20 protein-coding genes and 1 pseudogene are annotated in these 21681 nt (G+C 65.5%); 6 read left to right on the forward strand and 15 right to left on the reverse strand.

The window, feature by feature from the left end:
- A pseudogene (locus KUL97_RS13375) lies at positions 1 to 127 on the reverse strand (photosystem II q(b) protein); the annotation flags it as partial.
- Between the two features lie 204 nt (positions 128 to 331).
- On the opposite strand from KUL97_RS13375, the gene cofG reads away from it, so the two are divergent.
- The gene (gene cofG / locus KUL97_RS13380; protein ID WP_254896560.1) at positions 332 to 1288 is read left to right on the forward strand and encodes a 7,8-didemethyl-8-hydroxy-5-deazariboflavin synthase subunit CofG; all 957 of its coding nucleotides are present in this window, start codon (positions 332 to 334) and stop codon (positions 1286 to 1288) included.
- Positions 1289 to 1315: 27 nt separating this feature from the next.
- Entirely contained in the window at positions 1316 to 2902 is a 1587-nt protein-coding gene (locus KUL97_RS13385) for a photosystem II high light acclimation radical SAM protein (RefSeq protein WP_217797495.1), read from the forward strand.
- Here the strand turns inward: KUL97_RS13385 and KUL97_RS13390 are convergent, their stop codons facing one another.
- The 5 genes from KUL97_RS13390 to KUL97_RS13410 are packed head-to-tail and all read right to left on the reverse strand — an operon-like array spanning position 2903 to position 7439.
- A complete protein-coding gene (locus tag KUL97_RS13390) occupies positions 2903 to 4207 on the reverse strand; it encodes a sensor histidine kinase KdpD (RefSeq protein ID WP_217797496.1) in 1305 nt (434 codons plus the stop codon).
- 4 nt (positions 4208 to 4211) lie between these two features.
- On the reverse strand, positions 4212 to 4976 hold the full coding sequence (locus tag KUL97_RS13395; protein ID WP_217797497.1) for a response regulator transcription factor: 765 nt from the start codon (positions 4974 to 4976) through the stop codon (positions 4212 to 4214).
- Positions 4973 to 5800, reverse strand: a complete 828-nt coding sequence (locus KUL97_RS13400) for a CPBP family glutamic-type intramembrane protease (protein ID WP_368656174.1) — start codon at positions 5798 to 5800, stop codon at positions 4973 to 4975. Before KUL97_RS13400 ends, KUL97_RS13395 begins: the two co-directional genes overlap by 4 nt.
- Positions 5797 to 6144 carry an ATP-dependent Clp protease adapter ClpS gene (clpS, locus tag KUL97_RS13405; protein WP_254896561.1) on the reverse strand — a complete coding sequence of 116 codons (348 nt, stop codon included), beginning with the start codon at positions 6142 to 6144 and terminating at the stop codon, positions 5797 to 5799. Before clpS ends, KUL97_RS13400 begins: the two co-directional genes overlap by 4 nt.
- A gap of 44 nt (positions 6145 to 6188) precedes the next feature.
- Entirely contained in the window at positions 6189 to 7439 is a 1251-nt protein-coding gene (locus tag KUL97_RS13410; protein WP_217797499.1) for an LL-diaminopimelate aminotransferase, read from the reverse strand.
- Between the two features lie 115 nt (positions 7440 to 7554).
- Between KUL97_RS13410 and KUL97_RS13415 the strand changes: the two genes are divergently transcribed.
- The 3 genes from KUL97_RS13415 to KUL97_RS13425 all read left to right on the forward strand — a co-directional run bounded on the left by KUL97_RS13415 (position 7555) and on the right by KUL97_RS13425 (position 13236).
- The gene (locus KUL97_RS13415) at positions 7555 to 10218 is read left to right on the forward strand and encodes a TIGR03960 family B12-binding radical SAM protein (RefSeq protein WP_217797500.1); all 2664 of its coding nucleotides are present in this window, start codon (positions 7555 to 7557) and stop codon (positions 10216 to 10218) included.
- 385 nt (positions 10219 to 10603) lie between these two features.
- Positions 10604 to 12637, forward strand: coding sequence for an Rne/Rng family ribonuclease (locus tag KUL97_RS13420; RefSeq protein ID WP_217797501.1), 2034 nt, complete (start codon positions 10604 to 10606; stop codon positions 12635 to 12637).
- Positions 12634 to 13236: a ribonuclease HII gene (locus tag KUL97_RS13425; RefSeq protein WP_217797502.1), complete on the forward strand. Its 603-nt coding sequence runs from the start codon at positions 12634 to 12636 to the stop codon at positions 13234 to 13236. The genes KUL97_RS13420 and KUL97_RS13425 overlap by 4 nt, the downstream gene beginning before the upstream one ends.
- Here KUL97_RS13425 and KUL97_RS13430 read toward each other — a convergent pair.
- Complete coding sequence (locus KUL97_RS13430) at positions 13233 to 13754, reverse strand: DUF1997 domain-containing protein (protein WP_217797503.1); 522 nt, start codon at positions 13752 to 13754, stop codon at positions 13233 to 13235. The two genes, KUL97_RS13425 and KUL97_RS13430, sit on opposite strands and share 4 nt — an antisense overlap.
- A 53-nt stretch (positions 13755 to 13807) precedes the next feature.
- Here KUL97_RS13430 and pheA point away from each other — a divergent pair, with 53 nt between their 5' ends.
- Entirely contained in the window at positions 13808 to 14650 is an 843-nt protein-coding gene (pheA, locus tag KUL97_RS13435) for a prephenate dehydratase (RefSeq protein WP_217797504.1), read from the forward strand.
- On the opposite strand, the gene KUL97_RS13440 is transcribed toward pheA, so the two are convergent.
- From KUL97_RS13440 to KUL97_RS13475, 8 genes are all read right to left on the reverse strand, one after another.
- Positions 14647 to 15636 carry a methyltransferase domain-containing protein gene (locus KUL97_RS13440; protein ID WP_217797505.1) on the reverse strand — a complete coding sequence of 330 codons (990 nt, stop codon included), beginning with the start codon at positions 15634 to 15636 and terminating at the stop codon, positions 14647 to 14649. The two genes, pheA and KUL97_RS13440, sit on opposite strands and share 4 nt — an antisense overlap.
- Positions 15637 to 15642: 6 nt before the next feature.
- Entirely contained in the window at positions 15643 to 16317 is a 675-nt protein-coding gene (locus KUL97_RS13445; protein ID WP_217797506.1) for an LON peptidase substrate-binding domain-containing protein, read from the reverse strand.
- A gap of 137 nt (positions 16318 to 16454) precedes the next feature.
- Positions 16455 to 16775 carry a 30S ribosomal protein S10 gene (gene rpsJ / locus KUL97_RS13450; RefSeq protein ID WP_006910513.1) on the reverse strand — a complete coding sequence of 107 codons (321 nt, stop codon included), beginning with the start codon at positions 16773 to 16775 and terminating at the stop codon, positions 16455 to 16457.
- Between the two features lie 163 nt (positions 16776 to 16938).
- The gene (tuf, locus tag KUL97_RS13455; protein ID WP_010311881.1) at positions 16939 to 18138 is read right to left on the reverse strand and encodes an elongation factor Tu; all 1200 of its coding nucleotides are present in this window, start codon (positions 18136 to 18138) and stop codon (positions 16939 to 16941) included.
- 46 nt (positions 18139 to 18184) lie between these two features.
- A complete protein-coding gene (gene fusA / locus KUL97_RS13460) occupies positions 18185 to 20257 on the reverse strand; it encodes an elongation factor G (protein WP_217797507.1) in 2073 nt (690 codons plus the stop codon).
- An 84-nt stretch (positions 20258 to 20341) separates the two neighbouring features.
- Complete coding sequence (gene rpsG / locus KUL97_RS13465) at positions 20342 to 20812, reverse strand: 30S ribosomal protein S7 (protein WP_010311876.1); 471 nt, start codon at positions 20810 to 20812, stop codon at positions 20342 to 20344.
- A 45-nt stretch (positions 20813 to 20857) separates the two neighbouring features.
- Positions 20858 to 21232 carry a 30S ribosomal protein S12 gene (gene rpsL / locus KUL97_RS13470; protein ID WP_010311874.1) on the reverse strand — a complete coding sequence of 125 codons (375 nt, stop codon included), beginning with the start codon at positions 21230 to 21232 and terminating at the stop codon, positions 20858 to 20860.
- Positions 21233 to 21286: 54 nt separating this feature from the next.
- Positions 21287 to 21655, reverse strand: a complete 369-nt coding sequence (locus tag KUL97_RS13475; RefSeq protein WP_217797508.1) for an AIR synthase — start codon at positions 21653 to 21655, stop codon at positions 21287 to 21289.
- Positions 21656 to 21681: the final 26 nt, after the last annotated feature.

Here is a 21681-nt window from a genome sequence, read left to right on the forward strand (position 1 = left end):
CCAGCAGGCAGGGAATCATCAGAACGCCGAACCAACCCACATAGAGGCGATTGTCGGTGCTGGTGACCCACTCGCAGAACTGGTTCCACGCAGAAGCGCCTTGGCGCTGCTGGATGGTGGTGGTCATGAGTACGGGATACGGAGTGCTCAGCAGCCAAGCCCAATTGGACTCGTTGATGAGCGGGAAGGAAGGACAGGCCGGAAACCCGCCCTGCCACGCATCAATGTAACGGATGTTTGCGCCGTGTGACGCGCTCTTAAGGGCCAGGTGGGTTGGCTGCGCCAGCAGCGGTGCTTATCTCAAGGATCAGCTGTGCTTCTGACTCCAGTGATGGCAAGCGATCTGGTGACGTGGAGTCCCAGCGTCACCCTGGTGCCCAGCCACGGCTGCTTCAACGCGTGCGACTACTGCAGCTTCAGGATTCCGCTCGATCAGGCCGCCCCTCTGGGGGTGCCGGAGGCCGAGGCCCGCCTGATGGCCCGCCCGGGGGCGGCGGAGGTGTTGCTCCTGAGCGGTGAGGTGGCCCCCGACTCCCCCACGCGCGGGTCTTGGTTTGCCCGCCTGCTGCAGCTCAGTCGTTTGGCCCTCGCCCACGGGCGTTTGCCGCACACCAATGCCGGGCCCCTCTCGCGTCATGAGATGGCTGCCTTGGCGCGTCTCAATCCCTCGATGGGGCTGATGCTGGAAGGGGTCGGCCCCGCCTACGACGCCCTGCACCGCCGTGCCCCCAGCAAAACTCTGGCGATGCGGCTGGGGCAGTTGGAGCAGGCCGGCCGGCTGGGTGTGCCATTCACCACAGGCCTGTTGCTCGGCGTTGGCGAAACCATGGCGGATCGTGCGCGCGCCCTCGAGCTGCTGGCGGCGGTGCAGCGCCGATGGGGCCACATCCAAGAGGTGATCCTTCAGCCTTGGCGGCCCGATGGCGAGGCCGCCCGGCCCCTGAGCTCCCTCGAGCAGCGGGATCTTCTCGATGTGATCGCCATGGCGCGCGAGCTTCTGCCCGCTGAGGTGCATCTGCAAACGCCCCCCAACCTTTGGCCCCTAGCGCAGTTGCCTGTGGTGCTCGAGGCCGGCATCAACGATTTGGGCGGCATCGATTGCGTGGATGTGATCAATCCGGCCTATCCGCAGCCCACCCCTGAGGCGTTGCGCCAGCTGCTGGCTCCCCTGGGTTGGCGTCTGGAGCCCCGCACCTGTGTGCACCGCCACTGGTGGCCTCTGCTGCCGGCTGCCCTGAGGCGGCACGTGGAGCAGCGGGCGCGCTTGTTAGCGTCCAATGCGGCCTAGGCCCCCGCGCCCCACACCTCACTGCCAGTGCAACACGCCTCCCCGGAGGACCAGCGGGTGCTGTTGGTGCGCCTGCCCTGTAATCCCATTTTTCCGATCGGCCCGGTCTACTTGGCTGATCACATCCATAAGCAGTTTCCCCAGGTTGAGCAGCGGCTCCTTGATCTGGCGGCGGTGCCGCTACTGGATGTTGAAGCTGTGCTGCGCGAGCAAATCGAACGGTTTCAGCCCTCGCTGCTGGTGTTCTCCTGGCGCGATATTCAGATTTATGCGCCGGTGGATGGGCGCGGCGGCAATCCGCTGCAGAACTCCTTTGAGGTGTTCTATGCCCGCAATCCGCTGAAGCGCCTGCGCGGCGCCCTGGGTGGCTTGCGCTTGATGGGGTCGTTTTATGGCGAGCTGTGGCGCAATCTGCGCCTGGTGCGCCGCGGCCTGCGGATTGCCCGCCGCTTCCAGCCCAAGGCCCGCGCGGTGCTCGGTGGTGGTGCGGTGAGCGTCTTTTACGAGCAGTTGGGTCGCCAATTGCCCCGCGGCACGGTGGTGTCGGTGGGAGAAGGGGAGCCGCTGCTGGACAAGCTGATTCGGGGCGAGTCGCTGGAGGGTGAGCGCTGCTTCATCGCCGGCGAGGAGCCCAAGCCCGGCCTGATCCACGAGCAGCCGGCGGGCATGGAGAAAACAGCCTGCGATTACAGCTACATCGCTTCGATCTGGCCCCAGCTCGACTGGTACCTCGATGGGGGCGACTTCTACGTGGGCGTGCAGACCAAGCGCGGCTGCCCCCACAACTGCTGCTACTGCGTGTACACGGTGGTGGAAGGCAAGGCGGTGCGCGTGAACCCCGTGGAGGAGGTGATCGCCGAGATGCGCCAGCTCTACGCCAAGGGCGTGCGGGGTTTCTGGTTCACCGATGCCCAGTTCATCCCGGCGCGGCGCTACATCGACGACGCCAAGGACTTGCTGCGGGCGATTCAGGCTGAGGGTTGGAGCGACATCCGCTGGGCCGCCTACATCCGCGCCGACAACCTCGATGCCGAGCTGGCGGAGCTGATGGTGGCCACCGGCATGGACTACTTCGAGATCGGCATTACCTCCGGTTCCCAGGAGCTCGTGCGCAAGATGCGCATGGGCTACAACCTCCGCACCGTTCTGGAAAACTGCCGGCTGCTGGCCCGCGCCGGTTTCCGGGAGCACGTGTCGGTCAACTACTCGTTCAACGTGATCGACGAGCGTCCGGAGACGATTCGCCAAACCGTGGCGTACCACCGCGAGCTCGAGCGCATCTTCGGTGCCGACAAGGTGGAGCCGGCGATCTTCTTCATCGGCCTGCAGCCCCACACGCACCTGGAGCAGTACGGCTTCGACCAGGGCCTGATCAAGCCCGGCTACAACCCGATGAGCATGCTCCCCTGGACGGCTCGCCAGCTGCTCTGGAACCCCGAGCCGATGGGCAGCACCTTCGGCCGCATTTGCCTGGAGGCGTTCGAGCGCAACCCCGCTGATTTCGGCCGCACGGTGATGGATCTGCTCGAGCGCGACTACGGCTTGGCTCCTCTGGAGGAGGCGTTGCATGCCCCGGTGGAGGGGCGGCGTGCCTTGGCGACCGCCACGCGCTGATCAGCTTTGGGGCAGGTGCAGTTCGGCCTGTAATCCCCCCAGGGAGGAGCGATTCAGGGCAAGGCGCCCACCATGCAACTGGCAGCAGCGCTCCACGATGGTGAGCCCCACGCCCGACCGGTTGCGTTGCTGCCGGTCATCGGCGGGGGCGATGCGCGGCATGCCGAGCAGATTGGCGCTGCTCAAGCCGCGACCGCCGTCTTCCACCAGCAGCACCACGCTGTTGCGCTGCTGTTGCGCAGCCAGGCGGATCGGAGGGGCGCCGTAGCGAATCGCGTTGTCGATCAGGTTTTGCAGGGCTCGCTCGATCAGGGCCTGATCCAGGCGCACCAGCAGTCTGGGCACGGCGAGGTCGATCGGCTGCTGGGGATAGCTGGCTGCCACCCGTTCACACAGTTCATCGAGGGCGCTCAACCGCGGCCGGAACGGTTCTGTTTGCTCGCCGGCGGCCTCTTGCAGCAAATGGGTGAGGCTGATCAGCCGATCGATCTCCACCCGCAGCTGCGGCAGGGCGTCGTTCCAGGCGGTGGGTTCGCTCGCTTGGTCCTCCAGCCGTTCCACCCGCATCGACAGCCGGGTCAGTGGGCTGCCCAGGTCATGGGCGAGGCCCTGCAGAAAGCGGCGGCGTGATTCGTGTTGTTGGTTGAGCTGCTCGAGCACGCGGTTGATCCGAATGCTCAGCTCGCGCATCGCGCCCATACCCCCTTCGGGCACCAGCTCCAGTTCGCCGGAGGGGATGGCCGGGAGTTGTCTGAGCAGTTGTTGGATCGGCCGTTGCAGCTGCCATTGCAGAAACAGCGCCATTCCGCTGCTGCCCCCCAGCATCAGACTTCCGATCCGGATCGCCGGCCAGAGCCAGGGCAGCGCCGTGCCGGGGCTGGCGTACACCCACAGCTGCGGGTTTGCTGCCGTGGAGCGCTGTACCGCCAACCAGTAGCCCCCGAGCCAGCTGCGTTGGCTGGGGGGATCCCTGCGCAAAGGACCGGCCAGGCCGGCATCCCTAAGACTGCTGCGCAGAGCTTCGGCCTCTTGTCCTTGGGCCGGAAGGCTCTCCGGTGGGGGTTGTACGGCTGCCCAGATGCGCAGAGGGCGTTGTTGTCCGCTTCCGGCGGGGTGGCCGTGTAATTGGTTGGCCTGGCGAGCCAGGCTCAAACTGATCGCCTGGGTGGTGGTGGTTTGCAGGAGCTTGGGCATCCCCAGGCTGAGCAGGGCAAAGCTGCCTGCCCAGGCACTGGCCACACACAGGAGCAAGCGCAGGCTGTCGCCGCCGGTGAAGCCTCGAAATCGGTTGGCTCCCGCCCTCATCCGTTCAGGCCTGGGGCTCGATCTGCACCTCGGCGTTGAGGCGATAGCCCCGGCCGCGCACCGCTTCGATCATGCGGCCGCTGCCGCGCTTGCAGCTGTTGAGCAATTTGCGCAGCTTGGAGATGCGCACATCGATGCTGCGGCTGTTGGTGGCATCCACCAAGCTGCCGGTGGCCTGGCAGAGCTGTTCGCGTTCAAAGGCAATGCCGGGTGAGAGGCAGAAGAAGCTGAGCAGCGAGGCATCACCGCGGCTGAGGCTGTTCACCACACCCGTGGGGCCCTGCAGTTCCAGTCGTGCGGGATCAAACAGCAGGGTGTTGATCCGGAAGATCTGCTCGGGAGGCCGTTGCGGTGTGAGCTCACGGCGGTAGTCGAGCAGGCGCTCCAGCCGCAGCTGCAGCTCACGCCACAGGAAGGGTTTGGCCATGTAGTCGTCGGCACCGGTTTCCAGGCCCTCGATGCGTTCATCGGCGGCTCCCAGCGCGGAGAGCATCAGCACCGGGAAGCGATGGCCCTGCCCGCGCAAACGCTCCAGGAGGTGGGTGCCGCTCTGGCCAGGCAGCAGCCGATCCAGCACCAGCACATGCGGCATCTCATCGCGCAAGGCCTCATCGAGGCCGTCGCTGTTTTCAAAGCTCCGGGCCTGCCAGCCGCAGCTGTTGAAGCGTTCCTCCAACAGCGAGAGGAGATCGCGATCGTCGTCCACCACCCACACCCGGGCATCGGGATGGCTTGAGGTTGCCGGCGGTTGCGCGGTGGATGCCGTCATGGTGCGCTGGTGCTGCTGGCTGTATTCCACCAAGGTCTGCGCACAACCAGCAAAAGCGCAAGCCCTACGAGCCCTTCGATCCCGCCGATCGGGTTGTCAGGCCCGGTGAGCCAGACCGGCGCGTCGGCATCAATCAGCACCACTCCCTGCACCAACACAAACCAGCCGGCGACCAGTCCGCCGTGCAGACCAATCGCCCCCCAGATCAGGCCATGGTCGGCGCGGCGCTGGAGCCCGAGGGCGAGGCCCAGCAGCAGGAGCCCAAGCAGCAGCCCGAGCAGGAGCAGGGGCGGCAGGTTGAAGCGGGTGTGCACCAAGCTGAAGCAAGCCGCCTGCAGCCAAAGGGCCCGTTGCGCTCCGAGCAGCAGTTGCAGTTCTCCCAGCAGCCAACCGCGGAACAGCACTTCCTCGGCGAATCCCACGCCCAAACCGAGGGCTAAGCCATTCAGCAGCAAGCCGGCCGTGAGCCGGGGCTGCCAGCTGAGATCTCCAGTGAGCTGCAGGCAGACCAGCACCAGCGCCAGCAGCAGCACCGCCTTGATCACCCCCCGCAGCAGGGCCTTCAGCAGAGCCGATGGGCTGCCGCTCACGCCCAGGCAGCGCCAGGCATCCGCCACGCCCCAGGCGCGCTGGAGCCGCCAGGGCAGGCTGGCGAGCAAGGCGGCCACGCTGGGCAGGGCGGCAAGGGTGGCCCGCTGCGCGGCAGGAACACCGAGCAGCCCCAGCAGCATCTGCAGCCCCAGGAACAGAGCCACCAAACCAGCCGGGTAGAGCACGGTGCCCCACCAATGCAGCCTCGGGCGCTCTGGTGCGCTGGTGCTCACTCCTCGGGTTCGATCGTGCTGCTCAGGCCTTTGGCCTTGAGCGTTTCGCAATAGAACTCAGCGGGCTCGATATCGCACACGATCACCAGGCCCACCCCGGTGTTGTGGGCTTCCAGCATCACGGCGATGGCGTCCTGCTCGCTGAGCGAGGGCACCACCTGCCTCAGGGTGCCCACCACGTATTCCATGGTGTTCACCGGGTCGTTGTGGAGCAGCACTTTGTAGCGGGGTGAGGGCTTGCGTACCCGCTCCGGCGCTTTCTCCATCACGGCTGCGCCGCCGCTTTCACGGCCGGGCGTTTGGGTGGCGGTGAAAGCGGCTGTGCAGGGGGTGGATCGAGGCATCCTGTCCAACTCCGGCATCACGACAGCGGACTTTAGGCAGCAGCTCAGGCCGCAGCGGCTGCGGGAGCCAGCGCTGTCTGGATGCGGCGCATGGCTTCCAGCACGTTCTCGCGGCTGTTGAAGGCCGAGAGACGGAAGTAGCCCTCGCCGGCGGCGCCGAAGCCGCTGCCGGGGGTGCCCACCACGTTGGCCTGGTTGAGCAGTCGATCAAAGAAGCCCCAGGAATCCACGCCCTCAGGTGTTTTGATCCACACGTATGGAGCCTGTTCTCCTCCGTACACCTGCAGGCCGGCAGCACTCAGTTCGCGGCGGATGATCGCGGCGTTCTCCATGTAGAAGCTGATCAGCGCCTTCACCTGGGCCTGGCCTTCAGCGGAATACACCGCTTCAGCGCCGCGCTGCACGATGTAGCTCACGCCGTTGAACTTGGTGCACTGGCGGCGGTTCCACAGGGCCCAGAGCTCCACCTGCTCGCCATTGGCGGCGGTGCCCATCAGGCCGCGGGGCACCACGGTGAGGGCGCAGCGGGTGCCGGTGAAGCCGGCGTTCTTGGAGAAGGAGCGGAATTCGATCGCGCAGTCGCGGGCGCCTTCGATCTCATAGATCGAGTGGGGCAGGGAGGGGTCCTGGATGAAGGCCTCGTAGGCGGCATCAAACAGGATCAGCGAGCCGTTGGCGCGGGCGTAATCCACCCAGGCCTTGAGCTGCTCCTTGGTGGCCACCGCGCCGGTGGGGTTGTTGGGGAAGCAGAGGTAGATCAGATCCACCTTTTCGCTCGGGATCTGCGCGGTGAAGCCGTTCTCGGCGCTGATCGGCAGGTAGGTGAGGCCGCCGTATTGGCCGGCGTCATCGGCATCGCCGGTGCGGCCCGCCATCACGTTGCTGTCCACATACACCGGATACACCGGGTCGGTGACGGCGATGCGGTTGCCCTCGCCCAGGATGTCGAGGATGTTGGCGCTGTCGCACTTGGAGCCGTCGGAGACGAAGATCTCCTCGGCGGAAATCTGGCAGCCGCGGGCCTGGAAATCGTGTTGGGCGATCGCTTCGCGCAGCCACAGGTAGCCCTGCTCCGGGCCGTAGCCGTGGAAGCCTTCGCGGGTGCCCATCTCATCGATGGCGGCCTTCATGGCGGTGCGGCAGGCCTCGGGCAGCGGTTCTGTCACATCGCCGATGCCCAGGCGGATGATCGGCGCACTGGGGTTGGCCTCACTGAAGGCCTTCACCCGCCGGGCGATCTCGGGGAACAGATAACCCGCCTTGAGCTTGAGGTAATTGCCGTTGACCTGGGCCATGTCGTCGCATGCGGGCCGCGCGGGCCCCTGGGTACTGGGCGCGATTGTCCTACGCGGGGGTGGCCGGCTGGGGATGCCTTCTGCATACGATCGAGCCAGTGCTGTGCCAGCCGCCGTGACCGTTGCTCCAGCTCAGCCGGCCGGTGCTTCAGCAGATGCGCCTGTGGATTTCGCGGCCCTGGTGGACCGCAGCATCGCCAAGCCCGGCCGCTACCTCGGCAATGAGCTGGGGGTGCAGGCCCGCGACTGGGATCAGGCCTGGCCGGCCGCCGGCGTGCGCTGGGCGCTCACCTACCCCGAGATCTACGAGGTGGGCTCGAGCAACACCGGCCACATCATTCTCTATTCGATCCTCAACAGCGTTCCGGGCCAGCTGTGCGACCGCAGCTATCTGCCCGGGCCAGATCTGGCCGAGCGGCTGCGCGAGCGCGGTGAGGCGCTCTTTGCGGTGGAGAGCCGCCGGCCCCTGCCCGCCTTCGACATCCTCGGCTTCTCCCTCAGCTACGAGCTCGGTGCCACCAACATCCTTTCGATGCTGGAGCTGGCGCAGATCCCGATCCGCGCGGCCGATCGCGGCAATCTGCCTCTGGCGGATCCGGCGGCGCCACCGTTGATCTTTGCTGGGGGCCCCACCGCCACCAGCAACCCCGAGCCCTTTGCGGCCTTTTTCGATTTCGTGGTGCTGGGGGATGGCGAAGAGGTGCTGCCCGAGATCGGGCTTGTGGTGGCTGAAGCCAAGGCGGCTGGGCTGAGCCGCCGCGAGCTGCTGATCGATCTGGCTCAGGTGCCCGGGGTGTATGTGCCCTCGCTCTACGGCCCCGGCCCTGATGGCGTCACCCAGGTGCCGCTCCGACCCGGGGTGCCAGCCCGGGTGCTGCGGCGCACCGCCACGCCGATGCCCCACTACGCCATGGGGCTGGTGCCCCATATCGAAACAGTGCATGACCGGCTCACGGTGGAGATCCGCCGCGGCTGCACCCGCGGTTGCCGCTTCTGCCAGCCGGGCATGCTCACCCGCCCCGCCCGCGATGTGGAACCCGAAGCGGTGATCGAGGCGATCGAAACCGGCATGGAGCGCACCGGCTATTCCGATTTCTCGCTGCTCTCCCTCAGCTGCTCTGACTACCTCGCCCTACCTGCGGTGGGCGTGGAGCTGCGCAACCGCTTGGCCGATAAGAACGTGAGCCTCACCCTGCCCAGCCAGCGGGTGGATCGCTTCGACGAGAACATCGCCCACATCCTTGGCGGCACCCGCAAGGCGGGCCTCACCTTCGCGCCGGAGGCCGGCACCCAGCGCCTGCGCGACATCGTGAACAAGGGCCTCACCGATGCCGAGCTGCTGCGGGGCATCCGCACCGCCATGGAGAGCGGTTACCGCAAGGTGAAGCTGTATTTCATGATCGGCCTGCCGGGGGAAACCGATGCCGATGTGATCGGCATTGCCGACACCTGCCGCTCCCTCCAGCAGCAGTGCCGTGATCTGGGGCGGCTGGAGCTGAACCTCACGATCAGCAATTTCACGCCCAAACCGCATACGCCGTTTCAGTGGCACAGCGTGAGCACGGCGGAATTCCAGCGCCGCCAGCAGCTGCTGCGCGATGAGCTGCGGCGGATGCGCGGCATCAAAACCAATTACACCGATATCCGCCTCTCGGCGATGGAAGACTTCGTGGGCCGCGGCGATCGCCGCCTCGCTCCGGTGATCGAAGCGGCTTGGCGCGCAGGCGCGGGCCTCGATGCTTGGTTTGAAGCGGCGGATCGCACCTATGAGGCTTGGACCTCCGCGATCGAGGCGGCGGGGCTCGGGGGGCGCTACCGCGACCTGGAGATGGGGGAGTGGAGTGCGGCCGAAGGCATGGACCCCGACGATCTCGCCGCCTTTTGCGGCCAGCCCCTGCCCTGGGATCACATCGATTCCGGTGTGGAGAAAACCTGGCTAGCGAACGACCTACGCCAGGCCCTGGCCGCCGCTGTGGTGCCGGATTGCTCCTTTGATGGCTGCAGCAGCTGTGGGGTCTGCGGCCCCGAGCTGGGTCACAACGTGGTGGTGCCGCCGCCGCCGATCCCGGAGCAGCGGCCCCAGCGGGCGCCGGCCAGTGAGCGGGTGGAGCGGTTGCGCTTCCGCTTCAGCAAAACTGGCTCCCTGGCGCTGCTCAGCCATCTGGATCTGGTGCGACTGATGGAGCGGGCCCTGCGCCGCAGCGGTTTGCCAGTGAGCTTCACAGGCGGCTTCCATCCCCTGCCGCGGGTGCAGTTCGCCCTGGCTCTGCCCCTGGGGGCAGAGGCCGAGGGTGAATGGATGGACATTGAATTCACCCGCGGGCTTGATCCCGCCGAGGCGCTGCATCAGCTCCAGCTCCAGCTCCCCGAAGGATTTGCCCTGCTGCAGGTGGAGCCGGTGGCTGTGTCTGGCGCGAGCCTGTCGCAGGAGCTGGTGGGTGCCCACTGGCAGCTGGAGTTGCGCCCTGTAGCCGATCGCCCCGCGGTGGAGGCCTGGCAGGCGGCGGCGGCGGCGTTGCTCGCCAGCGAGAGCTGGATCTGGCACGACACCGATAAAAAAGGTCGACCGCGGCAGCGCGACTGTCGCCCCTTCCTCCAGAGCCTGGAGGTGCGCGCGGCGGCGGCGGATGGCGTCGTGCTGCGCTATGGCGCGGTGGTGGATCCGGCGGGCCGAAGTTTGCGGCCCGAGCAGCTGCAGCACTGGTTTGCCCAACAGCTCGACGCCGAGCTGGAGATGGTGAGCTTGCGCCGCGAATCCCTGCAGCTTCGGCAGAGCTGAAACCCCCTGAAAACACTCGTGCTAGCGTGTGCTTACCGGTTCAACCTGAACCAAGCGCAGCTACACCGCTCTGCTCGGTCCTCGGGTTCCGCATCAGTTTTCACGAACCTCTCTTCCTGAAAGCTGCCCAATGCGGCGCCGGCAGACGGGTTCCATTCAGATCTGGATCTCGCAAGCAACGGGCTTCGGCCCCTACCCACGAAGGCCGCAGGCCTGCCGCCGTTGATGAACCGGCGTTCTCACTGAATTTTTCAAGCACCACTCCGTGTTTCTTCCCCTGCATCGGCGATGCAGGTCCGAGTTTCTGGAGGGTTGCTCGGGCGCTGAGCGCCCCTCCCTGCTTCTGATTCTGGCCTGCTTCATGCAGGTCTTCTCCTGACCTTCCATGCCTCAGCAGATCGTCATCGCCGAGCAGCTGCGTATTGCCGCAGTGCTCACCGATGACCGGGTGGATGAACTGGTGGTGGCCCAGGGCCGCTACCAGATTGGCGATGTGTATCTCGGCACGGTGGAAAACGTGCTGCCGGGGATCGACGCCGCGTTTGTGAACATCGGCGAGGGCGAGAAGAACGGCTTCATCCACGTGACCGATCTGGGGCCGCTGCGCCTCAAGAAAGGCACCCTCGGCATCACCGAACTGCTGGAGCCGCGCCAGAAGGTGCTGGTGCAGGTGATGAAGGAGCCCACCGGCACCAAGGGCCCACGCCTCACGGGCAACCTCACCCTGCCGGGCCGCTTCTTGATCCTTCAGCCCCATGGCCAGGGCGTGAATATCTCGCGGCGGATCAATGCCGAAAGCGAACGCAATCGTCTGCGGGCTTTGGGTGTGCTGATCAAGCCGCCCGGTGCCGGCCTGCTGATCCGCACCGAGGCCGAAGGGGTGAGCGAAGAGCTGCTCATCGACGACCTCGAGGCGCTGCTGCGTCAGTGGGAAGCGATTCAGACCGCGGCGGAGAGTGCAACGCCGCCGGTGTTGCTCAACCGCGACGAAGACTTCATCCACCGCATCCTGCGCGATCACTACAGCCCCGACGTGGCGCGGATCGTGCTCGACAGCGCCGATGGTGTGAGCCGCGTGAATGCGTTCCTGGGTGCCGATCAAAGCCAGGTGCAGGTTGAGCAACATCTCGACTCCGGCGAGATCCTTGAGGCCTTCAAGGTGAACGCCGCCATCCGCGATGCCCTCAAGCCGCGGGTGGATCTCCCCTCCGGCGGCTACGTGATCATCGAGCCCACCGAGGCTCTCACGGTGATCGACGTGAACTCGGGGTCCTTCACCCGGTCGGCCAATGCTCGGGAAACCGTGCTCTGGACCAATTACGAGGCCGCCACGGAGATCGCCCGCCAGCTGAAGCTGCGCAATATCGGCGGTGTGGTGATCATCGACTTCATCGACATGGAGTCGCGGCGCGACCAGCTGCAGGTGCTGGAGCACTTCACCGCCGCCCTGCGGCCGGATTCAGCGCGTCCCCAGATCGCCCAGATCAGCGAGCTGGGTCTGGTGGAGCTCACCCGCAAGCGCCAGGGCCAGAATATTTACGAGCTCTTCGGCCGGGCCTGCCCCAGCTGCGGTGGTTTGGGCCATGTGGCCGTGCTGCCTGGAAAAGACAGCCTTCAGCCCCTGGCTGCTGCACCGGGATTGGTGCGCTCTGCGGCCTCGGCCCGCGCTGAGGTGTCCAGCCCCGCCGGCGGTGAATCCGGCAGTGGCCGCCGCCGCCGTGGTGGCCGCGGTGGCCGCGGCGGTAGCGATGCTCCAGAGCTCAGCAGCTACGACGACTCCGTCCCGGCGGGTGTCTCCAACGACGCCGCCACCGCTGCGGCTGAGCCGTCGTCTCGGCGCCCGGAGCCTGAGCTGGTGGCTGTGCCGATGGATCCCGAGCAGGAGCTCGTGTATGGCTGGTTGGGCCTCAATCCCGCCCTGTTGCTGGATCCCGTTCCCGCGGCCGACAACCTGGTGGTGCGGGTGGTGCGCCCGGGTGAAGACGCGGAGGCGGTGCTTGAGGAAGCCCGTCAGCAGTTGGCCGCTGCAGGTCCCCGCCGCCGCCGCCGTGGTCGCGGTGGCGCCAACGGTCAGGGGACTGGATCCGCTGCAGCCCCCACTGCAGTCCCCATGGAGAGCTTGCCTGTCACGGTGGAAATCACTCCGCTACCCGTGGACACCTTCCCCAGCTATCCCAGCGTTGCTGTGCTGCCGGACAGCGGCCTCGAGCTCGTGGCAGCCGCGGCAGAGCCGGAGGCCGTTAATGGTCGGCGCGTGCGCAGTCGGCGCCGCAGCGAGGCCACTGCAACTGATGCGGCGGCCGTTGCCGTGTTGCCTGTGGAGGAGGCTGCTGCGACCAGCGATGCGGCGCCAGCTGAACCCAACGACGACGCCTCAGAACCCCGCCGCCGCCGCCGCCGCTCCTCTGCGGCCGAATGAACCACCGCAGCGATCCCCTGCCCCAGCGGATCGCCGGTGTGGATGAGGTCGGCCGCGGCTGCTGGTTTGGCCCAGTGTTTGCCGGAGCTGTGATCCTCCCGGATTCGGCGCGATCCGTGCTGGCCTCAGCGGGCCTCACCGATAGCAAGAAGCTCACTGCCCGCCGCCGCGCGCAGTTGGTGCCGCTCATTCAGCAGCAGGCCGAGAGCTGGGCTCTGGGGCAGGCCTCGGCCCGTGAGGTTGATCAGGTGGGCATTCGCGCGGCCACCGAGCGGGCCATGCTGCGGGCCCTGCAGCGCCTCTGCGCACCGCCGCCGGCGCTGGTGCTGGTGGATGGGGTGTTGCCCTTAAGGCTCTGGGCGGGCCCTCAGCAGACCGTGGTGCGCGGCGATAGCGAGCACCTGGAGATCGCTGCCGCCAGCGTGCTCGCCAAGCAAGCTCGCGATGCCTTGATCACCCGACTGGCGGCGCGCTATCCGACTTATGGCCTGGAGCGGCATGCAGGGTATGGCACCGCATTGCACCGTGCTGCCGTGCTGGAGGCCGGACCCACACCCCTGCACCGCCGTTCGTTTCTGGGCAAGGTGCTGGCTGCTTAGCGGCCGGCAGGGGCCAGGCACCAAGCGTTGAAATCATCCAGCAGCTGCTGCTGCACTCTGGTTTTCATCCCGAGCAGGATCCCCGCCAGCAGGGAGCGGCCGGTGGCTTCGAGCACTTTCACCGGGATCAGACGCAACAGGCTGGGCTGGCTCACGCTCACCGCGAGGCAGGCCTCGCCGTTGAGTCCCTCTCCGCTGACCTCCAGCCACGATTCCAGCGTCAGCTGGAAGTCGTCGACGATGCCAAGCCCCTCCAGCTGGCAATCGATGGCTTCTAGCTCGATGCGCTTGGCGCTGCGGCGGGCCACCAGCTCCACCACCGGTTGGATCTGCAGTTGGAACACCTGCAGCCGGGTCACGGTGTAGCGGTAGTGGCCGTTGCCGAGGTTCTCCAGCTGCTCGGGATCCAGCAGGGCACCGATCACCCGCTCCTCGTCATTGAGGTAGTCGGGCAGCAGGTCGGCCTGGTGCGGGACCGACAACTGCAAGGCTTGGCTGGCGCTGAAGGCCAAAGGCATGGCTCGTTGGCCGGCGCGCCATGATCCTATCCAGCACGGCCGGCACAACCCGCATGCGCATTGCATTTCTTGGTCCTGTCGGCACCTACGGCGAGCAGGCCGCGATCCGGCTCTGTGCGCTTGAGGGGATTGAGGCGCCTGCGTTCATGCCGCAGGTGGGCATCCGCGCCGTGGTGAAGGCGGTGGCGGAGGGCCACTGCGATGCAGCGGTGGTGCCGGTGGAAAACTCCGTGGAGGGTGGCGTGACCGCTTGCATGGATGCCCTCTGGGAGCATCCCGAGCTGCGGGTGGCCAGGGCTCTGGTGTTGCCGATCCGCCATGCCCTGCTCGGCAGCGGACCCTTGGAGGGGGTGAGCGAAGTGCTCTCCCATCCCCAGGCCCTGGCCCAGTGCAGTCAGTGGTTGAGCGATCAGTTGCCCGCCGCGTTGCAACTGCCCACCAGCTCCACCGCCGATGCTGCGCGGATGGTGGCCGGCAGCCGCTTCCGTGCCGCCATCGCATCGCTCCAGGCAGCCCAGGAGCACGGCCTGGAGGTGTTGGCCTATCCGATCAACGATGTGGCCGGCAACTGCACACGGTTTCTGTTGCTGCGCCAGGGCGAACGCACCCTGCAGGGCCCCCTGGCCAGCCTCGCCTTTTCCTTGCACGCCAATCGCCCCGGTGCGCTGCTTGAGGCCCTGGCTTGCTTTGCTCACCGCGATCTCAACATGACGCGGATCGAATCACGCCCCTCAAAACGGGAGATGGGTGAATACATCTTCTTTGTGGATCTGGAGCTGCCCCAGGGGGAGGCGCCCCTGCTCCAGGCCCTCGCTGAGCTGAAGCCACTCTGCGAACATCTGGCGGTCTTCGGGGCTTATCCGATGACGCAGATCGACGCTGGCGAGCCGGCTTAAGCCGGCTTGCGGCCCCGGAAGACCCCGAATTGCATCATTCCGGTGTCGAAGCCCCAATGCATCAGCAGCAGCGTGGGGGTTTCGCGCAGGCCCATCAGCACGGCCCGCGGCCCCAGCCCCAGCACCGCAGCCGGACGCCGCGCGCCCTCCAGGATGGAATCAATCCAGGACGGCAGGGTTTCGCGGCTCCAATCGGCTGTCTCCACCTGGAGCTGATCGCCGGCTGCACCTGACGACCAACGGCTCTGCTCGAGGTTGCGGCGGAACCCGGGGATGCTGGCAAATTCCGGATGCGCCCATTGCACCAGCAATTGGTGCATCACCCAGCGCTCAAGCCGGTTGAGGGGCTTCACGGCGGGATCGCGGCGGTTCCAATCGGCCACAGCCAGCAGCCCACCCGGCTTGAGCACCCGCAGCAGTTCATCGGCGTAGCGCTGCTTGTCGGGCATGTGGGGCCCAGCTTCCACGCTCCACACCGCATCAAAGCTCTGATCGGGTAGCTCGAGCGCTAAGGCATCCATCACCGCAAACCGACAGCTCAGGCCCGTGGGCGTGAGGTCTGTGGCGCGCTTGATCTGTCCTGGGCTGATGCTGATGCCCAACACGTTGAGGCCGTAGTCGCGGGCGAGGATGCGGGCGCTGCCGCCGATGCCGCAGCCCACATCCAGCACGGTGCTGCCGGGGGGGAGCTGATCCAGGCCGCTCCAACGCACCAGCTCGTGCACGAAGTCTTCCTTGGCGCGGCGGAAATCGCGGCGCTTCGGTGGGCTGCCGTAGTGGCCCAGGTGCACATGCTCGCCCCAGAGCCGCTCGAGCAATTGATCGTCGGTCCAGCGGTCGTAGGCGTCAGCCACGCTGGCGGTGCTGGTGAAGGCGCGATCACGCCAGCTCCACACCAACAGCCCGATCAGCAAGAGGCCCGCCAGAACGGCGACCATCAACATCAGACCCCCCGCCAGGGGGGTGAGCACAGCAAGGATCTGCATCAGGGTTCAGCGATCGGTGGCGTCGCCGGGTTCCTGCAGGTCCCTGAAGGTGTCTTGCAGCACGGTGCGGGCCGCCAGTTGGCGGCGGGTTTCATCCAGCAGTTCAAACTCCTGCCGCAGGCGCTCTTCGGTGTCGGTGATTTCCAGCAGGGTCTGCTGCTGATCGGCCACCGGCCCCCCCAGGTGGGATCCGATCCAGAAGGAGAGCTCCCGCGGTAGATCCGGCAGATCCGTGGGCAGGCTGGTGGGTTTCCCCATCAGCTTGCCGGTGAGTTCCACCACATCTTTCAGGGCCTGCTCCACGTTGCTGGAGAGATCGCTCAGACGGTCGTGGTTCTCAGGATGTTCATCTTCAATCCAGCTCACCAGCCCCACCTTGAAGGGCGCCTCGCGCACCACCTCGAGCACGCGAAAGCGTTGTTGGCCGAGGGTCACGATGTTGCTGCGGTCGTCGGATTGGGTCTGGCACTGCAGGATTTCAGCGCAGCAGCCCACATCCGCCATGCGACCTTCCTGGGGATCCCAACGCACCACGCCGAAGCGCCGGTCGGTGTGGAGCACCGTGCGCAGCATCATCCGGTAGCGCGGCTCAAAGATGTGCAGCGGCAGCACTTCCTGCGGAAACAGAACCACGTCGGGCAACGGGAACAGTGGCAGCTCGCGCACGGCCAGTTGCGTCACGTGGCAGAGGGATCAGGGTGGAACGAATCCTAGGGAGAGCTGCTGAGCGTCGCGCGGTGGCTGGCGCCGTTGGATTGGCCCACAAAAAAAGCCCGCCATGCGGCGGGCCTGGATCTGATCCTCTCGGAGTCAGCGGGTCAGAGCTTCACCTCGATGTCCACGCCGCTGGGCAGGTCCAGCTTCATCAGAGCATCGATGGTCTTGGCCGAAGGGCTGTAGATGTCGATGATGCGGCGATGGGTGCGGGTCTCGAAGTGCTCGCGGGAATCCTTGTCCACGTGGGGCGAGCGCAGCACGCAATAGATCTTGCGCTTGGTGGGCAGGGGGATCGGACCGATCGCAGTTGCAGCGGTGTGATCGGCCGTTTCGATGATTTTTTCGCAGGAGAGATCCAGCATGCGGCGATCAAACGCCTTCAGGCGGATGCGGATCTTCTGCTGAGCGATAGCTGTGGACATGGATCAGGCGGGAGAGGTCAGCAAGGACCAGCGCTCGATGGGCACGAGGCAGCTGGGGAGGTTGAAGCTGGATTGTCGAGGTGCGGAAGGGGATGGAGAGCTGAAGCCCGGTGGGCTGACTCCCCATCCCGAAACCTAAATCACGGCCGAAGCCGGATCAGGATCACTCGATGATCTTGGAGACCACGCCGGCACCGATGGTGCGGCCGCCTTCGCGGATGGCGAAGCGCATGCCTTGCTCGATGGCCACGGGGCAGATCAGCTCGCCGGTCATCTTGATGCGGTCACCGGGCATCACCATTTCCACGTTGGAACCGTCGTCGGCGGTGAACGCGGTGATCTGACCGGTCACGTCGGTGGTACGGATGTAGAACTGCGGGCGGTAGCCAGCAAAGAAGGGGGTGTGGCGGCCGCCTTCTTCCTTCTTCAGCACGTACACCTCACCTTCGAACTTGGTGTGAGGCTTGATGGAGTTGGGCTTCACGAGCACCATGCCGCGCTCGATGTCTTCCTTCTGGATGCCGCGCAGCAGCAGACCCACGTTGTCGCCGGCCATGCCCTCGTCGAGCAGCTTGCGGAACATTTCCACGCCGGTGACGGTGGTCTCGCGGGTGTCCTTGATACCCACGATCTGCACGGTTTCACCAACCTTCACCACACCGCGCTCAATACGGCCGGTGGCCACGGTGCCACGACCGGTAATGGAGAACACGTCTTCAACAGCCATCAGGAAGGGCTTGTCGACTTCGCGCTCGGGCTCGGGGATGCCGCTGTCGACGGCTTCCATCAGCTCGGTGATCTTGCCTTCCCACTCGGCGTCGCCTTCCAGCGCCTTCAGGCCGGACACCTTCACCACGGGGATGTCGTCGCCGGGGAAGTCGTAGCTGCTGAGCAGCTCGCGCACTTCCAGTTCCACCAGCTCGAGGATCTCCTCGTCGTCCACCATGTCGCACTTGTTCAGTGCCACCACCAGAGCGGGCACGCCCACCTGCTTAGCGAGCAGGATGTGCTCCTTGGTCTGGGCCATGGGGCCGTCGGTGGCGGCCACCACGAGGATGGCGCCGTCCATCTGAGCGGCACCGGTGATCATGTTCTTCACGTAGTCCGCGTGGCCGGGGCAGTCCACGTGGGCGTAGTGACGACCGTCGGTCTCGTACTCAACGTGAGCGGTGTTGATGGTGATACCGCGCTCACGCTCTTCCGGAGCACCGTCGATCTGGTCATAAGCCTGAGCCTTGGCCTGACCCTTCTTGGCCAGCACGTTGGTGATGGCGGCGGTGAGGGTGGTCTTGCCGTGGTCAACGTGGCCGATGGTGCCGATGTTGACGTGGGGCTTATTCCTTTCGAACTTCTCGCGAGCCATGATGAAAAAGAATCGGGGGGTAAATGGGTATGGGAAAGATCAGGAATTAATTGCCCTGATTCTTGGAGATGATGGCTTCTGCCACGTTGCGAGGAACTTCCTCGTAGTGGCTGAATTCCATCGAGAAGATACCCCGACCCTGGGTCATGGATCGGAGCTGGGTGGCGTAGCCGAACATCTCGGCCAGAGGCACCTTGGCCTGGACCTTGGACTGACCATCATCGATGGACTGCCCTTCAACCTGGCCGCGACGGGAGGAGAGATCGCCGATGACGGACCCGAGGAAATCCTCAGGCACCTCTACCTCAACCTTCATCATCGGTTCAAGCAGTACAGGGCTGCACTTCTTGACGCCGTCCTTGAAGGCCATGGAGCCGGCGATCTTGAACGCCATCTCCGACGAGTCCACATCATGGTAAGACCCGTCGATCATGGTGACCTTCACATCGATCATCGGGAAGCCTGCAATCACGCCGGACTGGCAGGTTTCCTTCATGCCGGCTTCTGCCGGTCCGATGTACTCCTTGGGCACGACACCGCCAACGATCTTGTTGACGAATTCGAAGCCTGAACCCGGCTCGCCGGGCTCCATTTCGATCACCACGTGGCCGTACTGGCCCTTGCCACCGGTCTGACGGGCGAACTTGCCCTCACCCTTGGCGCTGGCGCGAATGGTTTCGCGATAAGACACCTGAGGAGCACCGATGTTGGCCTCCACCTTGAATTCGCGCAGCATGCGGTCCACGAGGATTTCCAGGTGGAGTTCGCCCATGCCGGCGATCACGGTCTGGTTGGTTTCCGGATCCGTGCGAACCCGGAAGGTGGGGTCTTCCTCGGAGAGGGATTGCAGGGCTTTGGAGAGCTTCTCCATGTCGCCCTTGGTCTTGGGCTCCACGGCCACCGAGATCACAGGCTCGGGGATGTAGAGCGATTCCAGAACGATCGGATCGGAATCCACGCACAGGGTGTCGCCGGTGGTGGTGTCCTTCAGGCCGAGCACGGCGCCGAGGTCACCCGCACGCAGCTCATCCACTTCCTCACGGTCGTCGGCCTTGAGCACGATCAGTCGGGAGATGCGCTCTTTCTTGTCCTTGGTGGAGTTGAGCACATAGCTGCCCTTCTGCAGCACACCTGAGTAGATGCGCACGAAGGTGAGCTTGCCGAAGGGATCGGCCATCACCTTGAACGCCAGGGCGCTGAAGGGAGCGCTGTCGTCTGCAGGACGCACAGCCTCTTCGCCGTTGGCCAGCACACCCTGAATCGGGGGCACGTCGACCGGTGCGGGCAGGTAATCCACAACGGCATCCAGCAGCAGCTGCACGCCCTTGTTCTTGAAGGCGGAACCACACAGCATCGGCACCAGGCCATGCTTCAGCACGCCTTCGCGGATGCCCTTGCGCAGTTCTTCTTCAGTGAGTTCGCCTTCTTCGAGGAACTTCTCGATCAGCGCCTCATCGGTTTCGGCAACCGCTTCCATCAGGTAGGCGCGCCATTCGGCGGCCTCATCAGCCATCGAAGCGGGGATCTCGGTCTCCTCGATGTCCTTGCCGAGCTCGTCCTTGTAGATGAAGGCGCGGTTCTTCACCAGGTCGACGATGCCGCTCAGTTCGCCTTCGGCGCCGATGGGCAGCTGGATCGGAGCAGCCTTGGCCTTGAGGCGATCCTTGATCTGACCGTGCACCTTGAGGAAGTCGGCGCCGGTGCGGTCCATCTTGTTGACGAACACCATGCGGGGAACGCTGTAGCGATCCGCTTGGCGCCAGACGGTTTCCGACTGGGGTTGCACACCACCCACGGCGCAGAACACCGCGATCACACCGTCGAGCACACGCATGGAGCGCTCCACCTCGATGGTGAAGTCCACGTGGCCCGGCGTATCAATGATGTTGATCCGGTGCTCTTTCCAGCTGGTGGAAATGGCGGCCGCGGTGATGGTGATGCCCCGCTCGCGCTCCTGGGCCATCCAGTCGGTCACGGCGGCGCCATCGTGCACCTCACCGATCTTGTGGACCACGCCTGAATAGAAGAGGATTCGTTCAGTTGTGGTGGTCTTACCGGCATCAATGTGTGCCGCAATACCAATATTTCGTACGCGTTCTAGGGGATAGGCGCGAGCCACGGGTTAGGTCTCCGGAAGGGGAATCGACAAAAAAGCGGGCGCCACTCTACAAGTCGGCCTCCGGCCGACCTGCGCGGGCGGCGATCAGTAGCGGTAGTGGGCGAAGGCCTTGTTGGCTTCGGCCATCTTGTGGGTCTCTTCGCGCTTGCGAACGGCGCTGCCGGCCTCGTTGGCCGCATCCATCAGTTCGCCAGCCAGCTTCTGAGCCATGCTGCGGCCATTGCGGGCACGGGAGAAGTTCACCAGCCAGCGAAGAGCCATGGCGGTGCCGCGCTCCTGACGCACTTCCATGGGCACCTGGTAAGTGGCACCACCCACGCGGCGGGCACGCACTTCCACCAGGGGAGTGGCGTTCTTGACGGCGGTCTCGAACACTTCCAGGGGGTCAGCGCCGGTGCGCTCGCCGATCAGCGTGAAGGCATCGGAAAGAATCCGCTGAGCGGTTGACTTCTTGCCGTGCTTCATCAGACGGGCCACGATCATGGTGGCCAGACGGCTGTTGAACTGCGGATCCGGAAGGATCGGACGCTTCTCGGCGGCGTTGCGGCGTGACATAGACCTGGGGAAAGGGAATCAGGAAACGACTACGGCTGACTGAAATCAGTCCTTGGGCGTCTTGGCGCCGTACTTGGAGCGCGACTGGCGGCGATCCTTCACACCAGCGGTATCCAGGGTGCCGCGAATGATGTGGTAGCGAACACCGGGCAGATCCTTCACACGACCGCCGCGGATCATCACCACGGAGTGCTCCTGAAGGTTGTGGCCGATGCCGGGGATGTAGGCCGTGACCTCGAAACCAGAGGTGAGACGCACACGAGCCACTTTGCGCAGTGCCGAGTTCGGCTTCTTCGGGGTGGAGGTGTACACGCGGGTGCACACACCACGGCGCTCGGGGCAGGCGCGCAGGGCAGGCGACTTGGTCTTGCGGGTAAGGCGCTGCCGCTCGCTGCGGATCAGCTGCTGAATCGTGGGCATCGAGGGCCGGTTACGGGAGGCCGGAAAATCCGACCATGGCGACAATCCGCCACCTTACTTTGTCGCCTGCACCCCCACCCCTGCCGGCTCCTCTGCGGGGCTGAAGGCGGCGCCACAGGCGCAAATGCGCAGCTCTCGGCCCGCCCGCACCAGAAAACCGCCGCCGCTGAGATCGCCGCGGTAGTCGAGTTCGAGGCTGCCCAGGCGCTCGCACTGATCGCCAGGGGCAAAGAGGGTGATGCCATCGGCACGGGCCACGGCAACCCCTGCCAGATGGCCAGGCCGGATCCGGATCACCCAGCGCTCACAGCTGCCGTCCACCAGATCGAGATGCATCATCCCGGGGGTGCCTGCCACGGCCGCCTGGCGCCCCAGTTCGGCGGCTGCCGCAGCAGTGAGGCGCAGGCTGTGGCCCTTGGGCATGGGTTGAAGGTTGGGGCAGTCGCCCC

The sequence above is a fragment of the Synechococcus sp. HK05 genome (assembly GCF_019104765.1).
In the GTDB taxonomy this organism is placed as follows: Bacteria; Cyanobacteriota; Cyanobacteriia; order PCC-6307; family Cyanobiaceae; genus Vulcanococcus.

What these genes read in the sequence shown, in the direction of transcription:
- KUL97_RS13440 (WP_217797505.1), bottom strand. Translation starts at nt 15,636, where the DNA reads ATGCAGATCCTTGCTGTGCTCACCCCCCTGGCGGGGGGTCTGATGTTG.
- cofG (WP_254896560.1), top strand. Translation starts at nt 332, where the DNA reads ATGGCAAGCGATCTGGTGACGTGGAGTCCCAGCGTCACCCTGGTGCCC.
- KUL97_RS13395 (WP_217797497.1), bottom strand. Translation starts at nt 4,976, where the DNA reads ATGACGGCATCCACCGCGCAACCGCCGGCAACCTCAAGCCATCCCGAT.
- KUL97_RS13390 (WP_217797496.1), bottom strand. Translation starts at nt 4,207, where the DNA reads ATGAGGGCGGGAGCCAACCGATTTCGAGGCTTCACCGGCGGCGACAGC.
- rpsL (WP_010311874.1), bottom strand. Translation starts at nt 21,232, where the DNA reads ATGCCCACGATTCAGCAGCTGATCCGCAGCGAGCGGCAGCGCCTTACC.
- rpsG (WP_010311876.1), bottom strand. Translation starts at nt 20,812, where the DNA reads ATGTCACGCCGCAACGCCGCCGAGAAGCGTCCGATCCTTCCGGATCCG.
- tuf (WP_010311881.1), bottom strand. Translation starts at nt 18,138, where the DNA reads ATGGCTCGCGAGAAGTTCGAAAGGAATAAGCCCCACGTCAACATCGGC.
- clpS (WP_254896561.1), bottom strand. Translation starts at nt 6,144, where the DNA reads ATGCCTCGATCCACCCCCTGCACAGCCGCTTTCACCGCCACCCAAACG.
- KUL97_RS13410 (WP_217797499.1), bottom strand. Translation starts at nt 7,439, where the DNA reads ATGGCCCAGGTCAACGGCAATTACCTCAAGCTCAAGGCGGGTTATCTG.
- KUL97_RS13430 (WP_217797503.1), bottom strand. Translation starts at nt 13,754, where the DNA reads ATGCCTTTGGCCTTCAGCGCCAGCCAAGCCTTGCAGTTGTCGGTCCCG.
- KUL97_RS13475 (WP_217797508.1), bottom strand. Translation starts at nt 21,655, where the DNA reads ATGCCCAAGGGCCACAGCCTGCGCCTCACTGCTGCGGCAGCCGCCGAA.
- rpsJ (WP_006910513.1), bottom strand. Translation starts at nt 16,775, where the DNA reads ATGTCCACAGCTATCGCTCAGCAGAAGATCCGCATCCGCCTGAAGGCG.
- pheA (WP_217797504.1), top strand. Translation starts at nt 13,808, where the DNA reads ATGCGCATTGCATTTCTTGGTCCTGTCGGCACCTACGGCGAGCAGGCC.
- KUL97_RS13425 (WP_217797502.1), top strand. Translation starts at nt 12,634, where the DNA reads ATGAACCACCGCAGCGATCCCCTGCCCCAGCGGATCGCCGGTGTGGAT.
- KUL97_RS13420 (WP_217797501.1), top strand. Translation starts at nt 10,604, where the DNA reads ATGCCTCAGCAGATCGTCATCGCCGAGCAGCTGCGTATTGCCGCAGTG.